The 21,266-nt window shown below is 70.1% G+C and carries 21 protein-coding genes; 2 read left to right on the forward strand and 19 right to left on the reverse strand.

Features of this window, described 5'->3' with window-relative positions; translation table 11 throughout:
* Positions 1-2: 2 nt before the first annotated feature.
* Both O9255_RS06530 and O9255_RS06535 read right to left on the reverse strand, forming a co-directional pair.
* A complete protein-coding gene (locus tag O9255_RS06530; RefSeq protein ID WP_297866048.1) occupies positions 3-605 on the reverse strand; it encodes a thioredoxin family protein in 603 nt (200 codons plus the stop codon).
* A 31-nt stretch (positions 606-636) separates the two neighbouring features.
* The gene (locus tag O9255_RS06535) at positions 637-1,509 is read right to left on the reverse strand and encodes a protein-disulfide reductase DsbD domain-containing protein (protein WP_297866049.1); all 873 of its coding nucleotides are present in this window, start codon (positions 1,507-1,509) and stop codon (positions 637-639) included.
* Positions 1,510-1,690: 181 nt separating this feature from the next.
* Here O9255_RS06535 and O9255_RS06540 point away from each other — a divergent pair, with 181 nt between their 5' ends.
* The gene (locus tag O9255_RS06540; RefSeq protein ID WP_297866050.1) at positions 1,691-2,194 is read left to right on the forward strand and encodes a fasciclin domain-containing protein; all 504 of its coding nucleotides are present in this window, start codon (positions 1,691-1,693) and stop codon (positions 2,192-2,194) included.
* Between the two features lie 7 nt (positions 2,195-2,201).
* Here the strand turns inward: O9255_RS06540 and O9255_RS06545 are convergent, their stop codons facing one another.
* The 13 genes from O9255_RS06545 to O9255_RS06605 all read right to left on the reverse strand — a co-directional run bounded on the left by O9255_RS06545 (position 2,202) and on the right by O9255_RS06605 (position 13,731).
* The gene (locus tag O9255_RS06545; RefSeq protein ID WP_297866051.1) at positions 2,202-3,317 is read right to left on the reverse strand and encodes an HDOD domain-containing protein; all 1,116 of its coding nucleotides are present in this window, start codon (positions 3,315-3,317) and stop codon (positions 2,202-2,204) included.
* Positions 3,314-4,390, reverse strand: coding sequence for an HDOD domain-containing protein (locus tag O9255_RS06550; protein WP_297866052.1), 1,077 nt, complete (start codon positions 4,388-4,390; stop codon positions 3,314-3,316). The genes O9255_RS06545 and O9255_RS06550 overlap by 4 nt, the downstream gene beginning before the upstream one ends.
* A 154-nt stretch (positions 4,391-4,544) precedes the next feature.
* The gene (gene ppa, locus O9255_RS06555; protein ID WP_297866053.1) at positions 4,545-5,099 is read right to left on the reverse strand and encodes an inorganic diphosphatase; all 555 of its coding nucleotides are present in this window, start codon (positions 5,097-5,099) and stop codon (positions 4,545-4,547) included.
* A gap of 74 nt (positions 5,100-5,173) precedes the next feature.
* Positions 5,174-5,545, reverse strand: coding sequence for a hypothetical protein (locus O9255_RS06560; RefSeq protein ID WP_297866054.1), 372 nt, complete (start codon positions 5,543-5,545; stop codon positions 5,174-5,176).
* Positions 5,538-6,050: a sigma-70 family RNA polymerase sigma factor gene (locus O9255_RS06565; RefSeq protein ID WP_297866055.1), complete on the reverse strand. Its 513-nt coding sequence runs from the start codon at positions 6,048-6,050 to the stop codon at positions 5,538-5,540. Before O9255_RS06565 ends, O9255_RS06560 begins: the two co-directional genes overlap by 8 nt.
* A gap of 7 nt (positions 6,051-6,057) precedes the next feature.
* The gene (locus tag O9255_RS06570) at positions 6,058-6,756 is read right to left on the reverse strand and encodes a hypothetical protein (RefSeq protein ID WP_297866056.1); all 699 of its coding nucleotides are present in this window, start codon (positions 6,754-6,756) and stop codon (positions 6,058-6,060) included.
* Positions 6,757-6,853: 97 nt separating this feature from the next.
* Positions 6,854-7,810, reverse strand: a complete 957-nt coding sequence (gene arsS, locus O9255_RS06575; RefSeq protein ID WP_297866057.1) for an arsenosugar biosynthesis radical SAM (seleno)protein ArsS — start codon at positions 7,808-7,810, stop codon at positions 6,854-6,856.
* The gene (locus O9255_RS06580) at positions 7,803-8,618 is read right to left on the reverse strand and encodes a sterol desaturase family protein (RefSeq protein ID WP_297866058.1); all 816 of its coding nucleotides are present in this window, start codon (positions 8,616-8,618) and stop codon (positions 7,803-7,805) included. Before O9255_RS06580 ends, arsS begins: the two co-directional genes overlap by 8 nt.
* On the reverse strand, positions 8,615-9,319 hold the full coding sequence (locus O9255_RS06585; RefSeq protein WP_297866059.1) for a DUF2064 domain-containing protein: 705 nt from the start codon (positions 9,317-9,319) through the stop codon (positions 8,615-8,617). Before O9255_RS06585 ends, O9255_RS06580 begins: the two co-directional genes overlap by 4 nt.
* Complete coding sequence (locus O9255_RS06590; protein ID WP_297866060.1) at positions 9,316-9,978, reverse strand: glycosyl transferase family 2; 663 nt, start codon at positions 9,976-9,978, stop codon at positions 9,316-9,318. Before O9255_RS06590 ends, O9255_RS06585 begins: the two co-directional genes overlap by 4 nt.
* Before the next feature lie 23 nt (positions 9,979-10,001).
* Entirely contained in the window at positions 10,002-11,069 is a 1,068-nt protein-coding gene (locus O9255_RS06595; protein WP_297866061.1) for a methyltransferase domain-containing protein, read from the reverse strand.
* A gap of 38 nt (positions 11,070-11,107) precedes the next feature.
* A complete protein-coding gene (locus O9255_RS06600) occupies positions 11,108-13,264 on the reverse strand; it encodes an FAD-dependent oxidoreductase (protein ID WP_297866062.1) in 2,157 nt (718 codons plus the stop codon).
* A gap of 56 nt (positions 13,265-13,320) precedes the next feature.
* The gene (locus O9255_RS06605) at positions 13,321-13,731 is read right to left on the reverse strand and encodes a hypothetical protein (RefSeq protein ID WP_297866063.1); all 411 of its coding nucleotides are present in this window, start codon (positions 13,729-13,731) and stop codon (positions 13,321-13,323) included.
* Positions 13,732-13,876: 145 nt separating this feature from the next.
* Between O9255_RS06605 and O9255_RS06610 the strand changes: the two genes are divergently transcribed.
* A complete protein-coding gene (locus O9255_RS06610; RefSeq protein ID WP_297866064.1) occupies positions 13,877-15,541 on the forward strand; it encodes an NAD(P)/FAD-dependent oxidoreductase in 1,665 nt (554 codons plus the stop codon).
* A gap of 62 nt (positions 15,542-15,603) precedes the next feature.
* Here O9255_RS06610 and O9255_RS06615 read toward each other — a convergent pair whose 3' ends face one another.
* From O9255_RS06615 to O9255_RS06630, 4 genes are all read right to left on the reverse strand, one after another.
* Entirely contained in the window at positions 15,604-17,637 is a 2,034-nt protein-coding gene (locus O9255_RS06615) for a sodium-translocating pyrophosphatase (protein ID WP_297866065.1), read from the reverse strand.
* 166 nt (positions 17,638-17,803) lie between these two features.
* A complete protein-coding gene (locus O9255_RS06620) occupies positions 17,804-18,445 on the reverse strand; it encodes a DUF1109 domain-containing protein (RefSeq protein ID WP_297866066.1) in 642 nt (213 codons plus the stop codon).
* Complete coding sequence (locus O9255_RS06625; RefSeq protein ID WP_297866067.1) at positions 18,442-19,047, reverse strand: sigma-70 family RNA polymerase sigma factor; 606 nt, start codon at positions 19,045-19,047, stop codon at positions 18,442-18,444. Before O9255_RS06625 ends, O9255_RS06620 begins: the two co-directional genes overlap by 4 nt.
* Before the next feature lie 54 nt (positions 19,048-19,101).
* A complete protein-coding gene (locus O9255_RS06630) occupies positions 19,102-21,225 on the reverse strand; it encodes an EAL domain-containing protein (RefSeq protein ID WP_297866068.1) in 2,124 nt (707 codons plus the stop codon).
* Positions 21,226-21,266 lie beyond the last annotated feature (41 nt).

Consider the following 21,266-nt stretch of genomic DNA (forward strand, 5'->3'; position numbering starts at 1 on the left):
GATCAGTACTTCACCGAGCAGCCGTAGGGCTGCGTGGTGCCGCGAGCGACCGCGCGATTCGCGGCGAGGTCGCCCAGCGCGGCTTCCACGTACTGCGTGGCACCCGGGATGTCGGCCGGGTCGGCGCTGGGGTTCGAGTCGATCGCGCCGTTGTAGCGCAGCACGCCTTCGCCATCGATCACGTACATGTGCGGCGTGGTCTTCGCGCCGTAGGCCTGGCCGACGGTACCGTCGTGGTCCAGAAGGAAGGCGGTGGGGCTGGCCTTCCACTCGCCAAGGATGGCGTTGGCCTGCTCGGCGTTGACGTGGCCCTGCTTTCCGGGCGCCGAGGAATTGATCGTCAACCACACCACGCCCTTGCCGGTCGCGGCGGCCTGCTGGCGCTGCATGTTGCCGGCGCCGTAATGCTTCTTCACGAACGGGCATTCGTGGTTGAACCACTCCAGCACCACGGTCTTGCCGGCGAAGTCCGCGAGCGAATGCGCGGTGCCCTTCGTGTCGGTGAGGGTGAAGGCCGGTGCAGGCTGGCCGACCGTGGCGGCGGCGTGGAGGCTGCCGGCGAAGGCGAGGGCGGTGCCGAGCGCGGCGGCGAGGAGGGTCTTCATGGCAGTGCTCCGTGGTGGTGGATGGATCGGATCAGGGCGTGCGCGCGTCGTCCGCCGGCAGCGAAACCTGCAGCGCGCGCCAGCGGCCGTCTTCGCCCTGCGCGCCGATCACCCAGTCGATGCGGGCGGGCATGCGGTCGAAATACTCGCTGGCGGGGTGGCGGAAACGCAGTGCGCCGTCGGGGCCCAGGCGGGCCTCGATGCGCGTGGAGGTGACGATCTGCGGCGTGAGCGGGAACACCTCGATGCGCGTCGCGCCGCGCAGCATCGCGTCGGCGTCGTCGATCTGCGTCGCGACATGCGTGGCGTCGCGCCAGCTGTGCCCGCTCGGCGCGTGGGGCGGCACCGGCACGCGTGCGGTGGTCGCTTCGAAATCCGCCGCATCCACGGACGCGCGCGGCGCGGCTTCGATCGGCAGATCCAACGTGAGCGTGGCCTCGTCGGGAATGCAGGCTTCTTCGCAGATCAGCCAGCGCGCGCGCAGCGTGGCGCGGAAGCGCGACCCGGCGGCGGCGCCCGCCGGAACGCGCAAGGTCGCGGGCAGCAGCAGCGCATCGCTGTAGCCGAAGTTGGTGAGTCCACTGGCGAACAGGCGTTCGGGCAGCGGCCATTCGATTGCGCCGGCGCTCGCGCCTGCGGGGAGTATCCAGTCGAAGCGCGTGGGCAGGCCGGAATCGCCGGGATTCGCCCAGTAGGTGTGCCAGCCCTTGTCGTGGACGATGCGCAGCCCCGCCTTGAAGGACTGCCCCGGCGCGACGGCGGCGTGGTCGGCGACGAGCGCGACGCGCGCATTCAGAGTCGGCGTCATCGCGGTGGCGGGCGATGACAGCGACGCGATGGCGAAGCTCGCGGCAAAGCCCATCAATGAGGCGAGAGGAAGGCGCGGCACGGTGGCGGTCGGCACGGGTCGATGCATCGGAGCGCACAGCGTCGCCATTCGCGGTGAAGCGCGCGTGCACGCCCGTCACTCCGCCGCCACCGGACCGCGACAACACCTGCACGCGAAACGCACGCCAGCCCGACGGACCCTTCGTCATGATGCGTGTCGTGCATTTCGCACGTCCCCCAATCCCCAGGAGTCGTCCATGCTCTCGTTCGCGCACCGTTCGCTGCTCACCCTCGTCGTGGCCGCCGCCGTCGCCACGCCTGCCGTCGCCCACAACCATGGCGACAAGGCGCCGGGCACCATCGTCGACGTCGCCGCGGCCAACGCCGATTTCGAAACCCTCGTCGCTGCGGTCAAGGCCGCCGGCCTCGTCGAGACGCTCAGCGGCCCCGGCCCGTTCACCGTGTTCGCGCCGACCGACGAAGCCTTCGCCAAGCTGCCGGCCGGCACGCTCGAAGACCTGCTGAAGCCGGAGAACAAGGCCAAGCTCGCCGCGATCCTCACCTACCACGTGGTGGCGGGTAAGGTGCTTGCGGCCGACGCGGTGAAGCTCGACAAGGCCACGACGGTGAACGGCGCCGATGCCGACATCAACGTCAGCGGCAGCACCGTGACCATCGACGGCGCGACGATCACCGCCACCGACGTGGCCGCCAGCAATGGCGTGATCCACGTGATCGACACGGTGATGCTGCCGGAGTAAGCGCCTCTCAGGCCGCTTCGGCCATCAGGCGATCCGCCAACTCGCGCCATGCCGCCATGCGTGGCGCGAGCCCGGAGGACTCCACCCACGCCTCGTCGAGCGGGATGTCGCCGACGAGCGCGCGGGCAATATGCGTCGTGCCCACCACATCGAGACCGCGTCCGGCGAGCCGTCCCGGTGCGTGGTGGAAGGCGACGGCTTCCACCATTTCCATCGGCAGGCCCCAAAGCGCCATCAGGCCCGCGCCCAGCAAGGTCACTCGCGGCGCTACTTGCCAGAGTTCGCTCGGATGGGGCGGTGCGTTCAACAGCGAACCGGGCAGCTGCCGCCCGAGATCGGCGAGCAGTGCCGCGCTGCCGGCGAGCCCCGCGTCGCGCGGCGTCGCCGCGATGCGCATGGCCAAGGTCGACGCCAGCAGCGCGCGCGTCTGCGCCGCTTGACCATCGCCGTCGCCGAGACGGCTGAACACTTCGCTGGCCAGCACGAGCTGCACGAGGGTTTGCAGGCCGAGGCGCTGGGTCGCCACGGTGAGATCGAGGATCGGTCGGCCGCGCGAGTAAAGTGCCGAGTTCGCCACGCGCAGCACCCGGACCGCGAGCACCGGATCACGCCGCAGCACCTGCACGGCCTCGTCGGTCCCGGCGTTGTCGTCCGCCACGACCATGCGCAGGCTCAGGTAGGCGCTTGGCGAGGCGGGCAGGCGCTCCACCTGGCCGAGCTCGGACCGCAGGTCCGGATCGCGCAGCAGGCTCCGCACGGTGAGCACGCGACGCATCGCGGCGCGCACCGTGCTGGCTTCGAAGGGCGCCGACACCACCTGTTGAACGGCCGGTTCAGCGGCGAGGCGCTCGCTTCGCCGCGGATCGAAGCCTGTGGGAAGCACCAGCACGCGCAGCGCTTCCGGGCAGACCCGCTGCAGGCGTTGGAGCAGGGTGGCGCCATCGATCGCGCCGGGGTCGGCGCTGGTGAAAACCGCATCGATGCCGCCCAAGGCGGCATCTTCCAGCAGCTGCTCGGGGCGCAGGCCGTCGATGACGACCCACTCGCGCGGCAGTTCGGCGGCGAGGCGGCGCAGGTCGCCGTGCTGGTCGGGATGGTCGACCAGCGCGACCCGCAGGCTCATGCGCTTTCGGCGTCCGCCAGCTTCTGGTGGACGCGCTGCCACTCGGGCAGCTTGTCGCGCAGGCCGCTGGCGTCGAGCCAGGCCTCGTCGAGCGGGATGCTGCCCACGAGGGCGTGCGCCACGTGGACGGCGCCGGGAATCCAGAAGCCGCGCTGGCGGCTGCGCGTCGGTTCGAGGTGGAAGGCCACGCCTTCGACGATCGGCATCGGCAGGCCCCAGAGCCCCAGCAGCCAAGCGCCGGCGTCGGCATAGCTGGCGTTGCCGTCCTTGCCGTAGGCGTCCTTGAAGCCCGGCAGCAGTCGGCCGAGTTCGGCGAGCATCGCGGCCGTGGCGGCCATTTCCGCGCTCGGGCCCGGCAGCAGGCGCGCGGCCAGCTGCGAAGCGAAGAAGGCCCGGCGACGCACCGTCTCGGCGTCGGGGCCGTTGTTCGCCGACAGCGCCTCGGCGGCGAGCACCACGCGGCGCAGCGTCTCAAGACCCAGGCGGACGACCGCAGCCTTCAGGTCGGCCACCGGCCGGCCGCCGGAGAAGAACGCCGAGTTACAGACGCGCAGCACCTTGGCGACCAGCGCCGGGTCCTTGGTCAGCATCGACACCACCTGCGCGGCACCGACGTTCGGGTCGGCCAGCGCCTTCGAGATGGCGAGGTAGCTTTCCGGCGACGGCGGCAGCTGCGCGATGGCGCCGACCTTCGACTTCAGGTCGGGGTTGTCCAGCACTTCGAAGAGTTCGCCAATGCCCTCGACGGCGTCGACCATCGCGTTCGCCTGCAGCGGCAGGCCGAGGTGGCGGTGCGCGATGTCGATCGCGGCGGCGCTGGGTTCGGCGCCCGGCGGCAGCAGCAGCAGGCGCACGGCCGTGGGGTTCTTCTCGCGGGCGCGGCGCAGCACGTCGATGCCGCGGGCTTCACCGCCATCGACGGCCAAGACGTCGACGCCGCGGCCTTCCAGCAGGGCCTGCGCCTCGGCGGCTTCGCCCACCCACTTCACGGTCCAGTCGAGGCCGAGCGCCGTCAGCGTGGCGGAAAGGTCCGCGCTGCGCTCGAGATCATGGCCGACGATCAGGACGAACATGGACGGGCTCCTTCCGGGATGCGGCCCGCGACGGCGCGGGCCTGATTCGATGGAGGATACGCCCGGCCGCCCCCGCCGTCGCTGCGCTCGGCCACAAAACGCGAACCCCGGCACGGGGCCGGGGTCCGGGGAGGGAGCGAAGGCGGTCGGCCGATCAGAAAGCCGGCTTCTCGTCGTCCGGAACGGCGTTGAAGCGCGCGATGCCGTCGACGATTTCCTTGATGGCCGCGTCCTTGCCCTCCCAGCCCTCGAGCTTGACCCACTTGCCCTTCTCGAGGTCCTTGTAGTGCTCGAAGAAGTGGCCGATGCGCTCCAGCCAGTGCTGCGAGACCTGGGCGATGTCAGTGATGTGCTCGTAGCCCTTGAACACCTTCGGCACCGGCACGGCGACCAGCTTGGTGTCCTCACCGGCCTCGTCGGTCATCTTCAGCATGCCGACCGGGCGGCAGCGGATCACCGAGCCCGGCACCAGGGCCAGCGGCAGGATCACCAGCACGTCGACCGGGTCGCCGTCGCCGCACAGGGTGTGCGGCACATAGCCGTAGTTGCACGGGTAGCGCATCGGGGTCGAGAGGATGCGGTCGACGAAGATCGCGCCGGTCTCCTTGTCGACCTCGTACTTCACCGGCTCGGCGTCCTTCGGGATCTCGATGATGACGTTGATTTCGTTCGGCACGTCGCGGCCGGTGGGGACGAGGGAAAGGCCCATGGCGGTTCCTGAGGGGGTCGGGAGAGGGCGCGGAGGATACCGCAAGGGCATCGAATCCGGGCTCGGGACCGCTCTCAGGGACCTTGCGGTTCGACGCGGTAGACCCGGACGCTCGGCACCCTGCTGGGCAGCCGCTGCACGCTTGCGCCGTGGATGCGGACCTCGGGGCCGAGGCGGCCGGCCTCGGCGACGGCGGCGGCGAGGCGCACCTCCATCTGCTGCCGGACGTCGTGGCGCTCGACGGCGGTGCGCAGCGGCAGGGCCATGACCGCGACCATCGCGAGCGCCGCGGCGGCCGCCAGAGCAGGACGGAGCCGAGAAGCGCGTGGTGCGTTCGTGGCCGCGGCGAGGGTTTGGGCCAGCCGCGCGCTGCCGCCGGGCGGCGGAACAAGGCTGCGGCGAAGCGTCGATCGTAGCGCGGGCAGGGGCGTCGGCGAATCATGCATCTCGGGCGGCTCCGATGGCAGGTGCGTAGCGCTGCGCCAGCTTCTTCACGGCATGGTGGCGACGCGAGCCGACCGTGCCGGGCGGGATATCCAGCGCTTCCGCGATCTCAGCGGTGGAAAGGCCCATGAACTCGGCCAGCACCAGCACTTCGCGCTCGCGCTCGGGCAGGGCGGCGAGGGCGGCACGCAGCTCGGTGGCTTCGGCTTTCGACAGAGCGCTGTCCTCGCCGAGCGGTTCCGGTAAGGATTCGTCTCGCCACGGCAGCCAGTGCCGCAGCGACTGCCAGCGCCGCTCGTTGCGCGCCAGATTCAGCGCCGCCGCGGTGACCAGCGCGTCGACGCGCGCCGCATCGACCGTTGCGCGCTTCGCCCACACCGCGAGACAGGCGTCGTGCATCACGTCCATGCAGGCCTGCGGCTCCCAAAGGAGCCGGTAAAGCGCGTTGTATAGCGGCCTTTCCAGACGCCGGTAGCAGGCGGCAAGCTGCGCATCATCGAGCGCCATCCGAGCCTCAGTTGGTGAGCCGCAGCACGAGCGATTCGCTGCCGCCGCTGCCGTCCGGTCGCGAGGTCAGCACGGTGAATTCGCCGGGGACCACGCGCACCTCGCCCTCGTAGCGAATTGGTCCTCCAGCGCGGGCGACCTCCACACGCGTTTGGGTAATGTGTAGTTCAAGCACGAAGGTATCTCCCTCCGGCGCCGCTCGAACGTTCATCAGCATCGCGTCGCCGTTCGCGTTGGCCAAACGCCCGCTGGCCGCGACGCCGAGTCGGATATGGTCGCGGACGCGCAGGGCGCTCGCATCGCTGCCGAGGGCCTTGGCCACGTCGGCGAGCTCGGCGGGCAGCGGGGCGGCCTCCGGGTTCTTGCCGATCCACCACGCTTCGACCTGCAGTTGCACAGGCTCGGCCGCCTCGACGCCCTGCAGCGCGGCGATGGTCGAGGCGATCGAGGCCTGCATCCCGGACGGCGCGCGCACCACGAGGGTGCCGGGCGAAGCCACTTCGGCGCGGCCGAGCGGGGGCGCGTCGCCCTGCATCAGCGTCGTGTTGATGGCCTCGGCGATCGCCTGCGCGCGCGCCGGAGGCACGGCGTGCGTACTCAGTGTTGGCGCCTCGGCGGCCGGCTGGCAGCCGGCCAGTAGCGCGGCGGACAGTGCGAGGACGAGGAGAGCGCTGGCGGAGCGGGGGGCGGGAACAGGGTAGGCCATGGGTGTGCTCGCGTGGGGATGTCTTCCCTTCTACACGCGAGCGGGGGATTTCTTCACTGTCCTCGCCGACCGACCCGAAGCCGTCCGGTGAACGCCCTCAGGCCAGCGCGCCGCCGCAGCTCGAGCCCTGCCCGGCCGTGCAGCCGTAGCAGTGCCCCGCGACGGCGATGCGCTCGGGCAGGGGGCCGGCCAGCAGCTCATCAAGGTGGCGTGGGGCGCTGCCGCCGCCCAGCGGCATCTTCAGCATCTGGTTGAAGTCGCAGTCGAACAGCTCGCCGTTGTAGTCGACGCTGACGAGCGAACGGCACATCACCGCGTCGAGGTTGGCGTCGCGGTGCGCGGCGCGGAGCTTGCCCATGTAGGCCTCGAACTGGCCCTTCGACTGCAGCCAGGAGCCGAAGCGCTGGATCGGCATGTTGGCCAGCGCGTACAGGTGGTTGAAGACGATGCCGAAGTTCTCGCCGAGCAGGCGCTTGTAGTCGGCCTCGAGCTTCTCCTGCTGCGGCGGCAGGAAGGCGCCGTTCGGGTTGTAGACGAGGTTGAGCATCAGGCCGCTGCCGGGCTGGCCGTAGCCGAGCGCGTTGAGCGACTGCAAGGCGCGGATCGAGGCTTCGAACACGCCATCCCCGCGCTGTTCGTCGACGTTGGCCTGGCTGTAGCAAGGCAGGGAGGCCACGGCTTCCACCCGGTGTTCGGCGAGGAAGGCGCCGACCCAGTCGTAGCCGGGCTCTTCCATGATCGTGGGGTTGAGCCGGTCCATCACGTGCAGCCCGCGCGCCCGAGCCTCCGCCACCAGCCAGCGGAACTCGGGGTTCATCTCCGGCGAGCCGCCGGTGAGGTCGAGCGTGGTCACGCCGAAGCGTTCGGCCACCGCGAGTGCCGTCTCCATGGTCGCCTTCGACATCGTCTCGGTGCGGCGCGGCCCGGCGGCCACGTGGCAGTGCACGCAGCTCAGGTTGCAGCGGTAGCCGAGGTTGAGCTGCAGCGTCGTGAATGCGCCGCGAGTGAGCGCTGGGAACGGGATGTCCTTCAGCAGGGGCCAGGTGTCACGCATGCGGGGCGGTCTCGGTGGGGGCGGGGCGCGGGGCGCGCCGGAAGGGGTTCAGCAGCAAGGCGGTCCAGCGTTGGTCGGCATCGCTGCGCCAGCCCTCGAGGCCGATGGCCATGGTGCGCTGGCTGGCGGGCGGCACGGCCGGGCGGGTGCGGAACAGACGGTCCCAGGCGGTGAGCAGGTTGCCGTAGTGGCTGTCGGTGCAGGCGCGTTCGGGCGAGTGGTGCACGCGGTGCCAGGTGGGCGTGACCACCACCGCGCTGACGGTGCGCTCGAGTCGCGGCGGCAGGGCGAGGTCGGCGTGCGTCCATAGCGCGGCCAGCGCGAGCAGGGTTTCGTACAGCGCGATGCCGGCGGCGGGAAGGCCGAGGGCGACGACCAGCAGCAGTTTCCACCCCAGCGACACGAGGATCTCGAGCGGATGGAAACGCAGGCCCAGCGTGGCCTCGAAACGGGTGGCCACGTGGTGCACGCGGTGCAGGCGCCACAGCCAGGGCCAGCGGTGCGAAGCGACATGCTGGGCCCAGATCGCGAAGTCCATCAGCACGACGGTCGCGACGATCGCCCCGGCGCCCTCGAGGCCGATCGCGGAGAACAGGCCCAGCCCTTGCGACTGCGCCCACAGCGCGGTGCCGACCGTACCGATCGGCACCACGAGTCGCAGCAGGCCACTGCCTGCCAGCGCGACGACGAGGTTGTCGAGCATCGGCCGTACGCGCATGTCGTGGCGGAAGCCGACGCGCCACTGCAGCACCAGCAGCAGGGCCAGCAGGCCGAGCACGGCGGCGAGACGGAGCAGGTCGGCGTTCATCGCGGCATCGTCGCCAGGAGAGCGTCGAGACGGCGCGACACCCGCTCCTGCGAAGCCGTGCGTTCCGGCAGCGCGGCCAGCGCCGCGGCGACGACGGCGAGGTCCCCCGGTTCATCGAGGTCGTGCGCCGCGTCGAGCTGGTGGATGTGCAGGCCCTTCGGGAGCGCGGCGAGGAAGTCGCTGCGCGCGTCGGGCGTGCTGTAGCGCGGTGCCGTCCACGCGGCGAGCGGCAGGTCGAGGCGGCCGCCCACCAGCCAGAAGCCGCCGTCCTCGCTCGGCCCGAGCACGAGATCGGCCTTGGCGTGGACGAGGGCGTCCACGGCGTCGCTGAGCGCCGGTATGGACAACTGCGGCAGGTCGGTGCCGATCAGCAGCGCGGCGCCATGGCGAGCGCGCAGCGTGGCGTAGACATGGGCCATGCGCTCGCCGAGCCCGCCGTCGCCCTGCGCGAGCCGCGGCAGGGTGCGCCAAGGATCGGTGGTGGTCGGGACCTCGGCGGCCCCATCGCGCTCGTCTTCGGCCACCGCCCAGTAGGCGTGGAGCCGGTCGTTGCGTTGCAGGGCGATCGCGGTCTCCGCGGCGGCCGCGGCGCAGTCGAGATAGAGCGCCTCCGCCGCCTCGCGACCGATGGCCGGCCACAGCCGCGACTTCACCGGCGAGCGGCCGGGCGTTTTCACGAACAGCGCGAGGCCGGGCCTCATGGCGCTGGGCCTCGTGAGAATGCACGGCGCTGCTGCCAGGTAAGCCGAAGGTGTTCGCGCGTCGTCCGCCACCAGCCATGTTCGATGTAGCGGCGCGCGCTGGTTGCCACCCGGCCGCGCAGGCGTCGCAGCGGCAGTCCGGCGCGACGCACGGTGTGGACAAAGGCATGGTCTTCACCGCGGCCAACCGACGGATCGAAACCGCCGAGCGATTCGAACAGCGTTCGGGGTGCCAGGAAGCCCTGGTCGCCGAACGGCATCCCGAACCAGCGGCTGCGCAGGTTGGCGCCGAAGGCGTTGATCGCCATCGCCCGCGGCCCGTCGTGGAAGGCGAGATTGAACCAGCACAGCGCCGGTGCCTCGCCGCGCGCGAAGCCGAGGGCCGCATCCCGCGCGGCAGCGAACGTGTTCCCATCGATGCGGGTGTCGGCGTGCAGGATCCACACCGTCGCGCCCCGTGCTTCGCGCAGGCCAGCGTTGATCTGCCGCGCCCGGCCCGCCGGCGCGTCGAGCACCCGCGTGCCCGCCGGGGCGACCGGCAACGCGTCGCCCTCGGCCAGCACCAGCAGGCGCTCGAGGTCGTCGCTCGCCGGCAGATCGTCCAGCAGCGCGGCCCAGTCGCGGTCGCCGGGGCCGGCCGGGATGACGATGCTGAGCACGGGGGCACCCACGGCTGAAAGACTCAGCAGCAGGCGCCGGCGGCCTTCGGTGCCGACGTCGGCGAGGCCGGCGCGCAGTCGAACAGACCGAAGTGGCGCGCTTTGTCGCCGTGCAGCTCGAAATGCGCGCCGAAGCGAGTGGCCGCCAGCATATCGAAGGTGTTGCCGCAGACGCGCAGCGGACGGCCGGTCTCAAGGGTGTGGTGGTCGTCGAGCACGAAGGCATGCGGCGCGTCGGGAATCGTGCCGCGGTAGGTCGCGACCTGGCCGAAGTCCTCGCAGCGGTCCTCGAGCGCGAGCTTGAACGCTCGCACCGTGATCGATTCGAAGTTCACGAAACCGATGGCCGCCTCGATGGCCGGGTCGAGCAGCGGAATCGGCGCGCGGCTGACGGTACGGGCGTCGGCGCAGCCCACCTGCTGCATCAATCGGCGGAAGTCCTCGGTGTACAGCGCGCCGCCGAGGCACTCGCCGAGCAGCACGGGGTCGCAGCGCAGCGCGTCGGGGATGCGGCGGTCGGCGAACACGTCGGCGAAGTACAGCTCGCCGCCGGGCTTCAGCACGCGGAAGATCTCGGCGAACACACGCGCCTTGTCGGGTGCCAAGTTCAACACGCAGTTCGACACCACCACGTCGATGCTGGCGTCGGCGATGCCGATGGCGCCGAGGTCTTCGATCAAGCCTTCATGGAAGGCGATGTTGCTTGTCGCGTGCCCGTATCGTTCCGCGTGCCAGTCGCGATGGCGGCGCGCCACGGCGAGCTGCTCGGGGGTCATGTCCACGCCGATCACGCGGCCGCTGGGCCCGACGAGGCGCGAGAGCAGGTAGGCGTCGCGGCCGGTGCCGCAGCCGAGGTCAAGCACGGTGCGGCCCTCGAGCGCGGGCGGCAGCGGCGAGCCGCAACCGTAGAAGCGCGCGAGGATCTCGGGATGGATGTCGCCGAGCATCCGGCGCAGGGCCAAGGGCATGGCCTCGGCCGGGCAGCACGCGCCGGTCTTCAAGTCGCCGCTCGATTGCAGCACTTCGCCGTAGTAGTCGCGGACGTCGGCGTGGGTGCGTGTCGGTGTGGTCATCGTGTTCGTCGTCGTCATTGGATTCGTTTCGCGTGCCGGGCGGGGTTCGTGCCGGTCTATCCGCGCCGCCACCGGAAGAAGCGCTCAGCCCAGCGCAATGCGCCCTGCGGCGCGTTCGCTCGCTTCCATACGCCGGCGGCGTACTTGTTGGCTTCATTCATCGTCGGATAGACGTGGATGGTGCCGAGCAGCTTGTTCAAGCCGAGGCCATGCTTCATCGCCAGCACGAACTCCGGCAGCAGCTCGCCGGCGTGTGCGCCGACGATGCAGGCGCCGAGAATGCGGTCGCTGCCCGGCGGCGTGAGCACCTTGACGAAGCCTTCGTCGTTGCTGTCGGCGATGGCGCGGTCGAGGTCATCGATGCCGTAGCGCGTCACGTCGATGGCGATGCCTTGAGCCTTCGCCTCGTCCTCCGACAGCCCGACGCGCGCCACTTCCGGGTCGGTGAAGGTCACCCAGGGCACCACGCGGTAATCGACCTTGAACGACCAGAACGGCGCGAGCAGTCCGTTGACCGCGGCGTACCAGGCCTGGTGCGCCGCCATGTGGGTGAACTGGTAGGGGCCGGCCACGTCGCCGGCCACGAGGATGTTCGGGAAGTTCGTGCGCATCAGACCATCGACCGCCACGTGCCCGCGCGGGCCGAGCTCCACGCCGAGTTCCTGCAGGCCGAAGCCGTGGGTGTTCGGCGTGCGCCCCAAGGCCAGCAGCAGGCGGTCGAAGTCGATCCGCACTTCCGAGCCGTTCGCCTCGGCGACCAGCACGCCGCCTTTCCCGTCGGCACCGGGCTCGATGCGCAGCGCCTTGTGGCCGGTGGCGACATGCAGTCCTTCATGCGCAAGGCGCTCGGCGAGCAGCGCGCCGACCTCGGCGTCCTCGCGCGGCAGCAGGCGCGGCGCCATCTCGACCACGCTCACCTGCGCGCCGAAGCGCGCGAAGCTCTGTGCCAGTTCGCAGCCGATCGGCCCGCCGCCGAGCACCAGCAGGCGTTTCGGCAGTGTGCGCAGCGACCAGACCGTGTCGCTGGTCAGTGCCTCGATGGCATCGAGGCCGGGGATCGTTGGAACCAGCGGCCGTGCGCCGGTGGCGATGACGATGCTGCGGGCGCTGATCCGTCGGCCGTTGACTTCCACCTCCCACGGGCTGACGAGGCGCGCGTCGCCTTCGATCACGTCCACGCCAAGGCCGGTGTACCGCTCGACCGAATCGTGCGGCTCGACCTTCGCGACCACGCGCTGCACGCGCTCCATCACCGTGGCGAAGTCGAAATCGGCCGAGAGCGAATTCAGCCCGTACTTCTGCGCCTCCCGCGCTTCGGCCAGCAGCCGCGCCGAGCGGATCAGCGCCTTCGACGGCACGCAGCCGGTGTTGAGGCAGTCGCCGCCCATCTTGTGCTTTTCGATCAGCGCGACCTTCGCCTTCACCGCGGCGCCGATGTAGGTGGTGACGAGACCGGCCGAACCGGCGCCGATGGCGATCAGGTTGTAGTCGAAGGCCTTTGGCTTGTGGTGCCCGGCGTAGACGCGCCTCGCCTTCAGCGCTCCGAGGATGGCTTTCAGGGCCAGCGGCAGCGCGCCCAAGGCCACCAGCGCGCCGAGCAGGCCGGGCGAGAGGATGTCACCGAGCGAACGGATTTGGGCCAGCTGCGTGCCCGCGAGCACGTAGACGATGGTCGCCGGCAGCATGCCCAGCTGGCTCACCCAGTAGAACGTGCGTGTGGGCAGCGAGGTGAGGCCCGAAAGCAGGTTCACCACGAAGAACGGGAAGGCCGGAACGAGGCGCAGGGTGAGCAGGTAGAAGGCGCCGTCGCGGGCGATGCCCGCATCGATGTCGCGCAGCCGTTCGCCAAAGCGCGCCCGCAGCGCGTCGCGGAAGCCGAACCGCGCGACGAGGAAGGCCAGCGTCGCGCCGATCGAACTGGCGAACGACACCAGCACCGTCCCCTCGAGCAAGCCGAACAGGGCTCCGGCTGCCAGCGTCATCACCGCGGCGCCGGGGATCGACAGCGCGGCCACCAGCACGTAGGCGAGGAAGAACAGCCCCGCGGCCTGCCACGGGTTCGCGGCCACCGCCGTGCCGAGCGCGTCGGCCTGGGTCTTCAGGGCGTCCAGCGTCAACCACTGGTGCGCGCCGCTCGCCCAGATCGCCAGCAGGGCGACAGCGAGCAGCACAGCGACCAGCCGCGGCCGGGACAAGGGCGGGGTTTGGCCCATCGGGTTTTCTCGTCGGTGTGATGCTGGTTCGTGCGAAGGGCGATGCGGGTTACAGCTCAGCGGGATTTCATCACTCGGAGCGCGACGGCACAGCCCAGCCCCCACGCGCCGTTGAGCAGCAGGGCGCCGATGATCAGCTTGGGGTCCCAGCCGCCGGCCATCGCCATGCCCTTGAGCGGGAACACGATGAACAGGGCCACCGCACTCGGGCCAATGGCGCCGGCGATGATCCATGCCGACCACCAACGGGCTGCCGTGAATTTCGCCAGCAGCGGCGCCAGCGCGATCGCCCAGACCCCGCCCCAGAACGCCAGCGATACCACTTGCGGGATGCCCAGCGGTTCCGTCGCGGCCAGATTGAACGGTGCGCGCGGGCTGATGCCCGTCAGGTACAGCAGGCCGAATAGGCCCTGGTGGAACACCAGCGTCGCCACGAACCCGGCGATGAACCATTTCACGATCTTCATTCGTCGACTCCCTGATGCGCGAGCCCTGCATGGCCCGCCGTCGAGGATACGCGCCCGGGCGTCCCCCGCCGCGACGGCCAGCAGAAGCGGAGCCGCCCGGCGTGGGATCATGGCGGACTTCCACGGCCGCACCGCTCCACGCCCCATGCTTCGACTCACCGACATCACGCTGCCGCTGGACCACGCCGACACCGCGATCAACGACGCGGTGCTGGCGCGCCTGAAGCTGCCGCCCGGCGCGCTGCGTTCGCTCTCCGTGACCAAGCGCAGCTACGACGCCCGCAAGCGCGGCCAGATCCAGTTGATCTACTCGGTGGATGTCGACGTCGCCGATGAGGCGGCGGTGCTGAAGCGCGTCGCGGCCGAGAAGAAGCCGAACCGCGTCAAGGTGACCCCGACCCCCGACACGACCTACCGCTTCATCGCCAAGCCCGCGCCCCAGCAAGCCCTGCGCCCGGTGGTGATCGGCATGGGCCCCTGCGGCCTGTTCGCCGCACTCGTTCTGGCGCAGATGGGCCTCAAGCCCATCGTGCTCGAGCGGGGCAAACAGGTGCGCGAGCGCACCGTCGACACCTTCGGCCTGTGGCGGAAGAAAGTGCTGAACCCCGAGTCGAACGTGCAGTACGGCGAGGGCGGTGCGGGCACCTTTTCCGACGGCAAGCTGTACAGCCAGATCAGCGACAAGCGCCACTTGGGCCGCAAGGTGCTGGACGAATTCGTGAAGGCCGGCGCGCCCGACGAGATCCTCTATGTGAGCAAGCCGCACATCGGCACCTTCCGCCTGGTGTCGATGGTCGAGCACATGCGGGGCGTCATCGAAAGCCTGGGCGGCGAGATCCGTTTCTCGCAGCGCGTGGACGACCTGCTCATCGAGGTGGACTCCGCAGGCGTCCGGCACCTGCGCGGCGTGGTGCTGGCCAACGGGGAAACGCTACGCGCCGACCATGTGGTGATGGCCCTGGGCCACAGTGCCCGCGACACCTTCGCGATGCTTCACGCGCGGGGCGTGTACATGGAAGCCAAACCCTTCTCGATCGGCTTCCGCATCGAGCACCCGCAGTCGGTGATCGACCAGGCGCGCTTCGGGCCGCAGGCCGGCCATCCCATGCTCGGCGCGGCCGACTACAAGCTGGTGCACCACTGCAAGAACGGGCGCTCGGTCTACAGCTTCTGCATGTGCCCGGGCGGCACCGTGGTGGCCGCGGCCAGCGAGCCCGGGCGCGTGGTCACCAACGGCATGAGCCAGTACTCGCGCAACGAGCGCAATGCCAACGCGGCGATCGTGGTGGGCATCACACCCGAGGACTACGCCGAGTTCGACCCCAGCGGCAGCCCGCTGGCGGGCATCGCGCTGCAGCGGCATTGGGAAGAAATCGCATTCAAGCTCGGCGGCGAAACCTACGAAGCGCCGGCGCAGAAGGTTGGTGATTTCCTCGCCGGCACGCCCTCGGAAGCGCTGGGCACGGTGGTGAACTCGTACACGCCGGGCGTCCGGCTGGGCGATCTCTCCACGGCCCTGCCGCGCTACGCCATCGAGGCGATCCGCGAAGCGCTGCCGGCCTTCGGCAAGCAGATCAAGGGTTTCGACATGTCCGATGCGCTGCTCACCGGCGTCGAAACCCGCACCTCCTCGCCGCTGCGCCTGACGCGCGGCGACGACGGCCAAAGCCTCAACACGCGCGGCCTGTTCCCGGCGGGCGAAGGCGCGGGCTATGCCGGCGGCATTCTCTCCGCGGGCGTCGATGGCATCCGCGCGGCGGAGTGGGTGGCCGAGGCGATGATCGAATCCGGCACCGCGCTGCCGACCTGAAATGAAGAAGCCCCGCCATCAAGGCGGGGCTTCGGTGTTGCTCCAGCGTCCTCAGATCAACGTCAGAGCAGCGGCACCAGCAGCAGGGCCACGATGTTGATGATCTTGATCAGCGGGTTGATGGCCGGGCCGGCAGTGTCCTTGTAAGGGTCGCCGACGGTATCGCCGGTCACCGCGGCCTTGTGGGCATCGCTGCCCTTGCCGCCGTGGTGGCCTTCCTCGATGTACTTCTTGGCGTTGTCCCACGCGCCGCCGCCGGTGCACATCGAGATCGCCACGAACAGGCCGGTCACGATGGTGCCCATCAGCAAGCCGCCGAGTGCCGCCGGGCCGAGCACGAGGCCGACGATGATCGGGATGAACAGCGGCAGCATCGAGGGCACGATCATTTCGCGGATCGCCGACTTCGTCAGCAGGTCCACGGCCTTGTCGTACTCCGGCTTGCCGGTGCCTTCCATGATGCCGGGGATGTCGCGGAATTGGCGGCGCACTTCTTCCACCACCGCGCCCGCCGCCCGGCCCACCGCCTGCATGGCGTAGGCGCCGAACAGGTAGGGGATCAGGCCGCCGATCAGCAGGCCGATCAGCACTTCCGGCTTGTCGATCGAGAAATCGACGACGTCCTGGCCGAACTTCTCGTCCAGCTTGTGGGCGTAGTCGGCGAACAGCACCAGCGCGGCGAGGCCGGCCGAGCCGATGGCGTAGCCCTTGGTGACGGCCTTCGTCGTGTTGCCCACGGCGTCGAGCGCGTCCGTCGTCTTGCGGATCTCCTTGTCGAGGCCGCTCATCTCGGCGATGCCGCCGGCGTTGTCGGTGATCGGGCCGTAGGCGTCGAGCGCCACAATCACGCCCGCCATCGACAGCATCGACGTCGCGGCCACCGCGATGCCCATCAGGCCGGCCAGCGTGTAGCAGACCCAGATGGCCAGCGCGACGGCCAGCACCGGGGCCGCCGTCGACTTCATCGACACGGCGAGGCCGGCGATGACATTGGTGCCGTGGCCGGTGACCGAAGCCGCGGCCACGTCGCGCACCGGCTTGTACTCGGTGGCGGTGTAGTACTCGGTGATCACCACCATCGCCGCGGTCAGCACCAGGCCGACGAGGGCGCAGAGGAAGATCTGCAGCGTGTTGACGGCGATCATCGCGTCGGTGACGAACCAGAAGCCGACCGCCGACAGCAGGCCGGCCACGATCAGCCCCTTGTACAGCGCCTTCATGATCTTGCCGTCGCTGCCGACGCTCACGAAGAAGGTGCCGATGATCGAGGCGATGATCGACACCGCGCCGAGGACCAGCGGGTACATCACGCCGGCGAAGCCGTAGGTGCTGAAGGTGATGCCGGCGATCAACATCGCCGCCACGATCGTCACCGCGTAGGTTTCGAACAGGTCGGCGGCCATGCCGGCACAGTCGCCGACGTTGTCGCCCACGTTGTCGGCGATCACCGCCGGGTTGCGCGGGTCGTCCTCCGGGATGCCGGCTTCCACCTTGCCCACGAGGTCGGCGCCGACGTCCGCGCCCTTGGTGAAGATGCCGCCGCCGAGGCGCGCGAAGATCGAGATCAGCGAGCTGCCGAAGGCGAGGCCGATCATCGGCTGCAGGGCAGCCTTGATCGCCGCCTCGTCGTTCACCGCGCCGCCGACGAACCAGAAGTAGCCGGCCACGCCAAGCAGGCCGAGGCCCACCACCAGCAGGCCGGTGACCGCGCCGCCCTTGAAGCTGACGTTGAGCGCTTCGTTGAGGCCCTTGGTGGCCGCCTGCGTGGTGCGCACGTTGGCGCGCACCGAGACGAACATGCCGATGAAGCCGGCGAGGCCCGAGAGGATCGCGCCGATGGCAAACCCGATCGCCGTTTGCCAGCCCAGCGCCGGCACGAAGCCGATCACCAGGAAGAGCACGACGCCGACGATGGCGATGGTGGTGTATTGCCGCCGCAGGTAGGCACCCGCACCTTCCTGGATCGCCGCGGCGATCTGCTGCATTCGTTCGTTGCCGGCCGGTTGCGCGAGGATCCAGCGCGCCGACACGATGCCATAAAGGATGGCGACCACGGCACACGACAGTGCGATGGCGATTCCGTACTGCTCCAACATCCTGACCTCCCCAGATTCGGACTTAGAACCTCAGACACGAGAAGGCGGCCGGACGGCCGCCTTGGGTCGAGTATTGCCGATAGGGGGGCGGGGCGCTACGCCGTTGCGGGTGTCTGTCGTGCCGCGACGCCGCACGGCAGCGAGGCTTTCATGTTGCGTTGCCGCATCACCAGCGAAGCCACCGCATGGCGGTGGCGTGGGTGAACGCGACGGTGGCGATCACCGCGAGTCCGTACCAGACCAGCACGTACCCCGGTTGGTCGGCCTGGCAATGGAAGGCGTAGGCGAAGGCGCCGATCGCGCTGGCGGTCCAGCCCACGGCGCGGGCCGCGCGGGCCGGTTCGGTCGGTGCGGCGCGACGCAGGGCCCACACCATCGCGGCGGCCGGCAGAACGGAAAGCAGCGGCACCATCGTCAGGCAGACGAGGATGGTCGGCGAATGGAAGAGCCCAAGGCGCTCGCCAGCGGGCGCCGAGACGACCGTCACCACGGTCGCGACCGCCAGCCACGCCGGTGCGGCCCAACGCAGGCGCTCGGTGGATCGCAGCGCACGCCCCGGAAGCCCCGAGCGATAGGCGGCGACGCCCGCGACCACCGCCAGCAGGGCCAAGGCGCCAATCTTCTGCCAGAACAGCGGGGAGGCGACGGCATCGGCGAGGTCCGGCCGCAGCCCCAGCATGAGCGCCATCAGCAGGAATGCCGTGCCCAGCCCGGCAAACACGGCCAGCGCCGTGTCGCGCGCCGGATGGGCTTTCGGCAGGGCGTCCGGCTGTCGGGCCAGCAGGGTGATCAGGTCATCGGTCTTCATGGGGTGTCACCTTCCGCGGCGAGGCGCTTGGCCAGTGCCTTCAAGCCGCGATGGATGCCGACTTTCACGGCGGAAATGGACAGGCCGGTGCTGGCGGCGGCTTCCGCGACCGAGCGGCCTTCGAGTTTCACCAGCTCGATCGGCCGGCGCTGCTTGTCGGGCAGTTGCGCCAGCAGCACGGCGAGGTCGGCCCCGGCCTGCGGCTCGGTAGATTCGCTCGACTCGGCGAATTCATGGGTCTCGGCCAGCAGGTCGAGGCTCAGTTCGCGGCCCGGCTGGCGGCGCCGCAGCAGGTCGATCAGCTTGTAGCGCGCCACCGCATACAGCCAGGGCTCGAAGGGCTGGGCAGCGTCGTAGGTGTGCGACTTCAAGTGCAGCGCCAGCAGGCATTCCTGCACGACGTCCTCGGTGTCCCCCACCATCGCCGGCGCCATCCGCTGCAGCTTGGCCGCGGTGAAGCGGCGGAGCAGCACTGTGCACTCGCGCAGCGCCTGCGCGTAACGCACCTCGTCGCCTCCGCGGCCTGCGCAGAACAGCACGCCGAGGGCGGTGGCGGTCGGTGGCGGGGGCGTCATCGCGAAGGGCAGGGCCAGGGCGGTCACGGGGTCGCTGGAGGGCAGGGCATGCCCCCCTGTCCGGCCCGGGATGGCCCGCGGTTACACCAGCGTGCGTCGGCGCAGGAAGGACTCGGCGAAGCGCGTCGCATCCGCCGGGCGGCCGAGGTGGTAGCCCTGCAGCAGCGCGCAATCGCGCTGGATCAAGTACTGCGCCTGCGATTCCGTTTCCACGCCTTCCGCCACCACCGTCAGGCCGAAGTGTCGGCCCATCGCCAGGATCGCGTCGACGATGGCGGCGTCGTTGGCGTCGGTGCCGAGGTCGCGCACGAAGCCCTTGTCGATCTTCAGGCCGTCGGCTGGCAGGCGCTTCAGGTAGGCCATCGAGGAATAGCCGGTGCCGAAGTCATCGATGTAGAAGCGGATGCCGCGCGCACGAAGCGTGTTCATGCGTTGGATGGCGCTGTCGATGTCGCCGAGCACCACGCCCTCGGTGATCTCGAGCACCAGCATCGAGGGCGGCACTTCGAACTCGTGCAGCGCGGCGAGCAGGCGGTCTTCGAAGCCCTGCTGGCGGAACTGGCGCGGGCTGATGTTGACGCTGATGTACTGCTGCGGCCCGAGCAGGCCTTCCCGGCGCCACGCCTGCACCTGCTTGAGCACCGCGCGAAGCACCCAATCGCCGAGATTGATGATCAGCCCGCTTTCTTCGCACAGCGGGATGAACTGCGCCGGCGACACCGGGCCGCGCGTCGGGTGCGTCCAGCGCACCAGCGCCTCCGCACCGCGCACGCCGCCATGCGCATCGACGAGGGGCTGGTAGGCGACGTCGAGGCCGCCTTCCACCAGCGCGCGGCGGAGGTCGGTTTCGAGCGCATGGCGCTCCTCCATCGCGGCGAGCAGGTCGCGCTGGAAGAAATGGATGGTGTTCCGGCCTTCGGTCTTGGCCTGGTACATCGCCGTGTCGGCGTGCTTGATCAGGTTCTCCGGGCTGCCGCCGTCGTCGGGGAACAGCGCCACGCCGATGCTCGCCGACAGCCGGAACACTTCGTCGCGCACCACGATGGGCTCGGCCAGCGCGGCGCGCAGCTTCTCCGCGGCGGTCTGTGCGTTCTGCGCAGCACGTTCGCGCAGCTCGCCGAGCATCGGCAGCACGGCGACGAACTCGTCGCCGCCGAGGCGCGCCACCAGGTCGATCTCGCGCAGGTGCGTCCGCAGCCGCCGCGCCACCTCGATCAGCACGGCGTCGCCGATGCTGTGGCCGCGCGCGTCGTTCAGCGTCTTGAAGTGGTCGAGGTCGATGAACATCATCGCGCCCTGCGTGCCGCTGCGCTCCGCCACCGCGAGCTCGTGCGCCAGGCGCTGGAACAGCAGGCGGCGGTTCGGCAGGTTGGTCAGCGCGTCATGGTTGGCAAGGTGGTCGGCGGCCGCCTCGGCGCGCAGTCGCGCGGCGATGTCGGACTGCAGTTCGGCATTGGTGTCCGCGAGGTCGCGGTAGGCGCCGTGAAGGCTGCTGCGCATGGTTTCCAGTGCGTCGATCACGCGGTCGATCTCGTCGCCGGGACCAGAGCCGCGTGGCCGCACGCGGAAGCTCGCCGTCTCGTCGCGCAGGTCGAAGCGCTGCGCCGCGTGCGCCAAAGCGGACAGGTGGCGGGTGACGATCTGTCGCACGAGCAGGAGCAGCGCAAGGCTGATCAGCAGGGTGATGCCGCCCTGGGTGACCAGGATGCTGACGGCGCGTTCGAGGGCGCTGCGCTGGACCGCGCCGATGTCGAGCTCGACGATGAGGGTGCCAAGGTCGGCGTTTTCGCCATCGCGCCGGTAGGAGAGCGGCAGGCGCTCGATCCGGCCTTCGCCGCTCGCCTCTTCGCCGACGCGTGCCCGCAAGGCGCCGTCCTCGCCGCCCATGCCGCGTTCACGCACTTCCACCGCGGCCACGTAAGGGCGCTGCCGGATGCCGTCGAGCTGCAGCCGCAGCTGGGCGTCGTCGTAGTTCCACAGCGAGAGCGCGATTGGATCGAGGCTGGCGCGGCTGATGCGCTCGATGTCGGCCTCGAGCTCGCGCAGGTCATCCTGGTAGCCGGCCCAGACCTCGACGCCGGCGACCGCGGTGCTGATCAGCGTGCTGGCCACCACCATCGATGCCAGCAGCCGCCCACCGATGCCGGTGAGCGAGGCGCGGAGACGCGCGGTGATGCCTGGGTCGCGCTGCGGGGAAGCCGCCATGCGGGTGCATGCTCCAACGACGATGGTTTGAGGATAGCCAC

It is taken from the genome of Silanimonas sp. (assembly GCF_027530345.1).
In the GTDB taxonomy this organism is placed as follows: Bacteria; Pseudomonadota; Gammaproteobacteria; order Xanthomonadales; family Xanthomonadaceae; genus Silanimonas.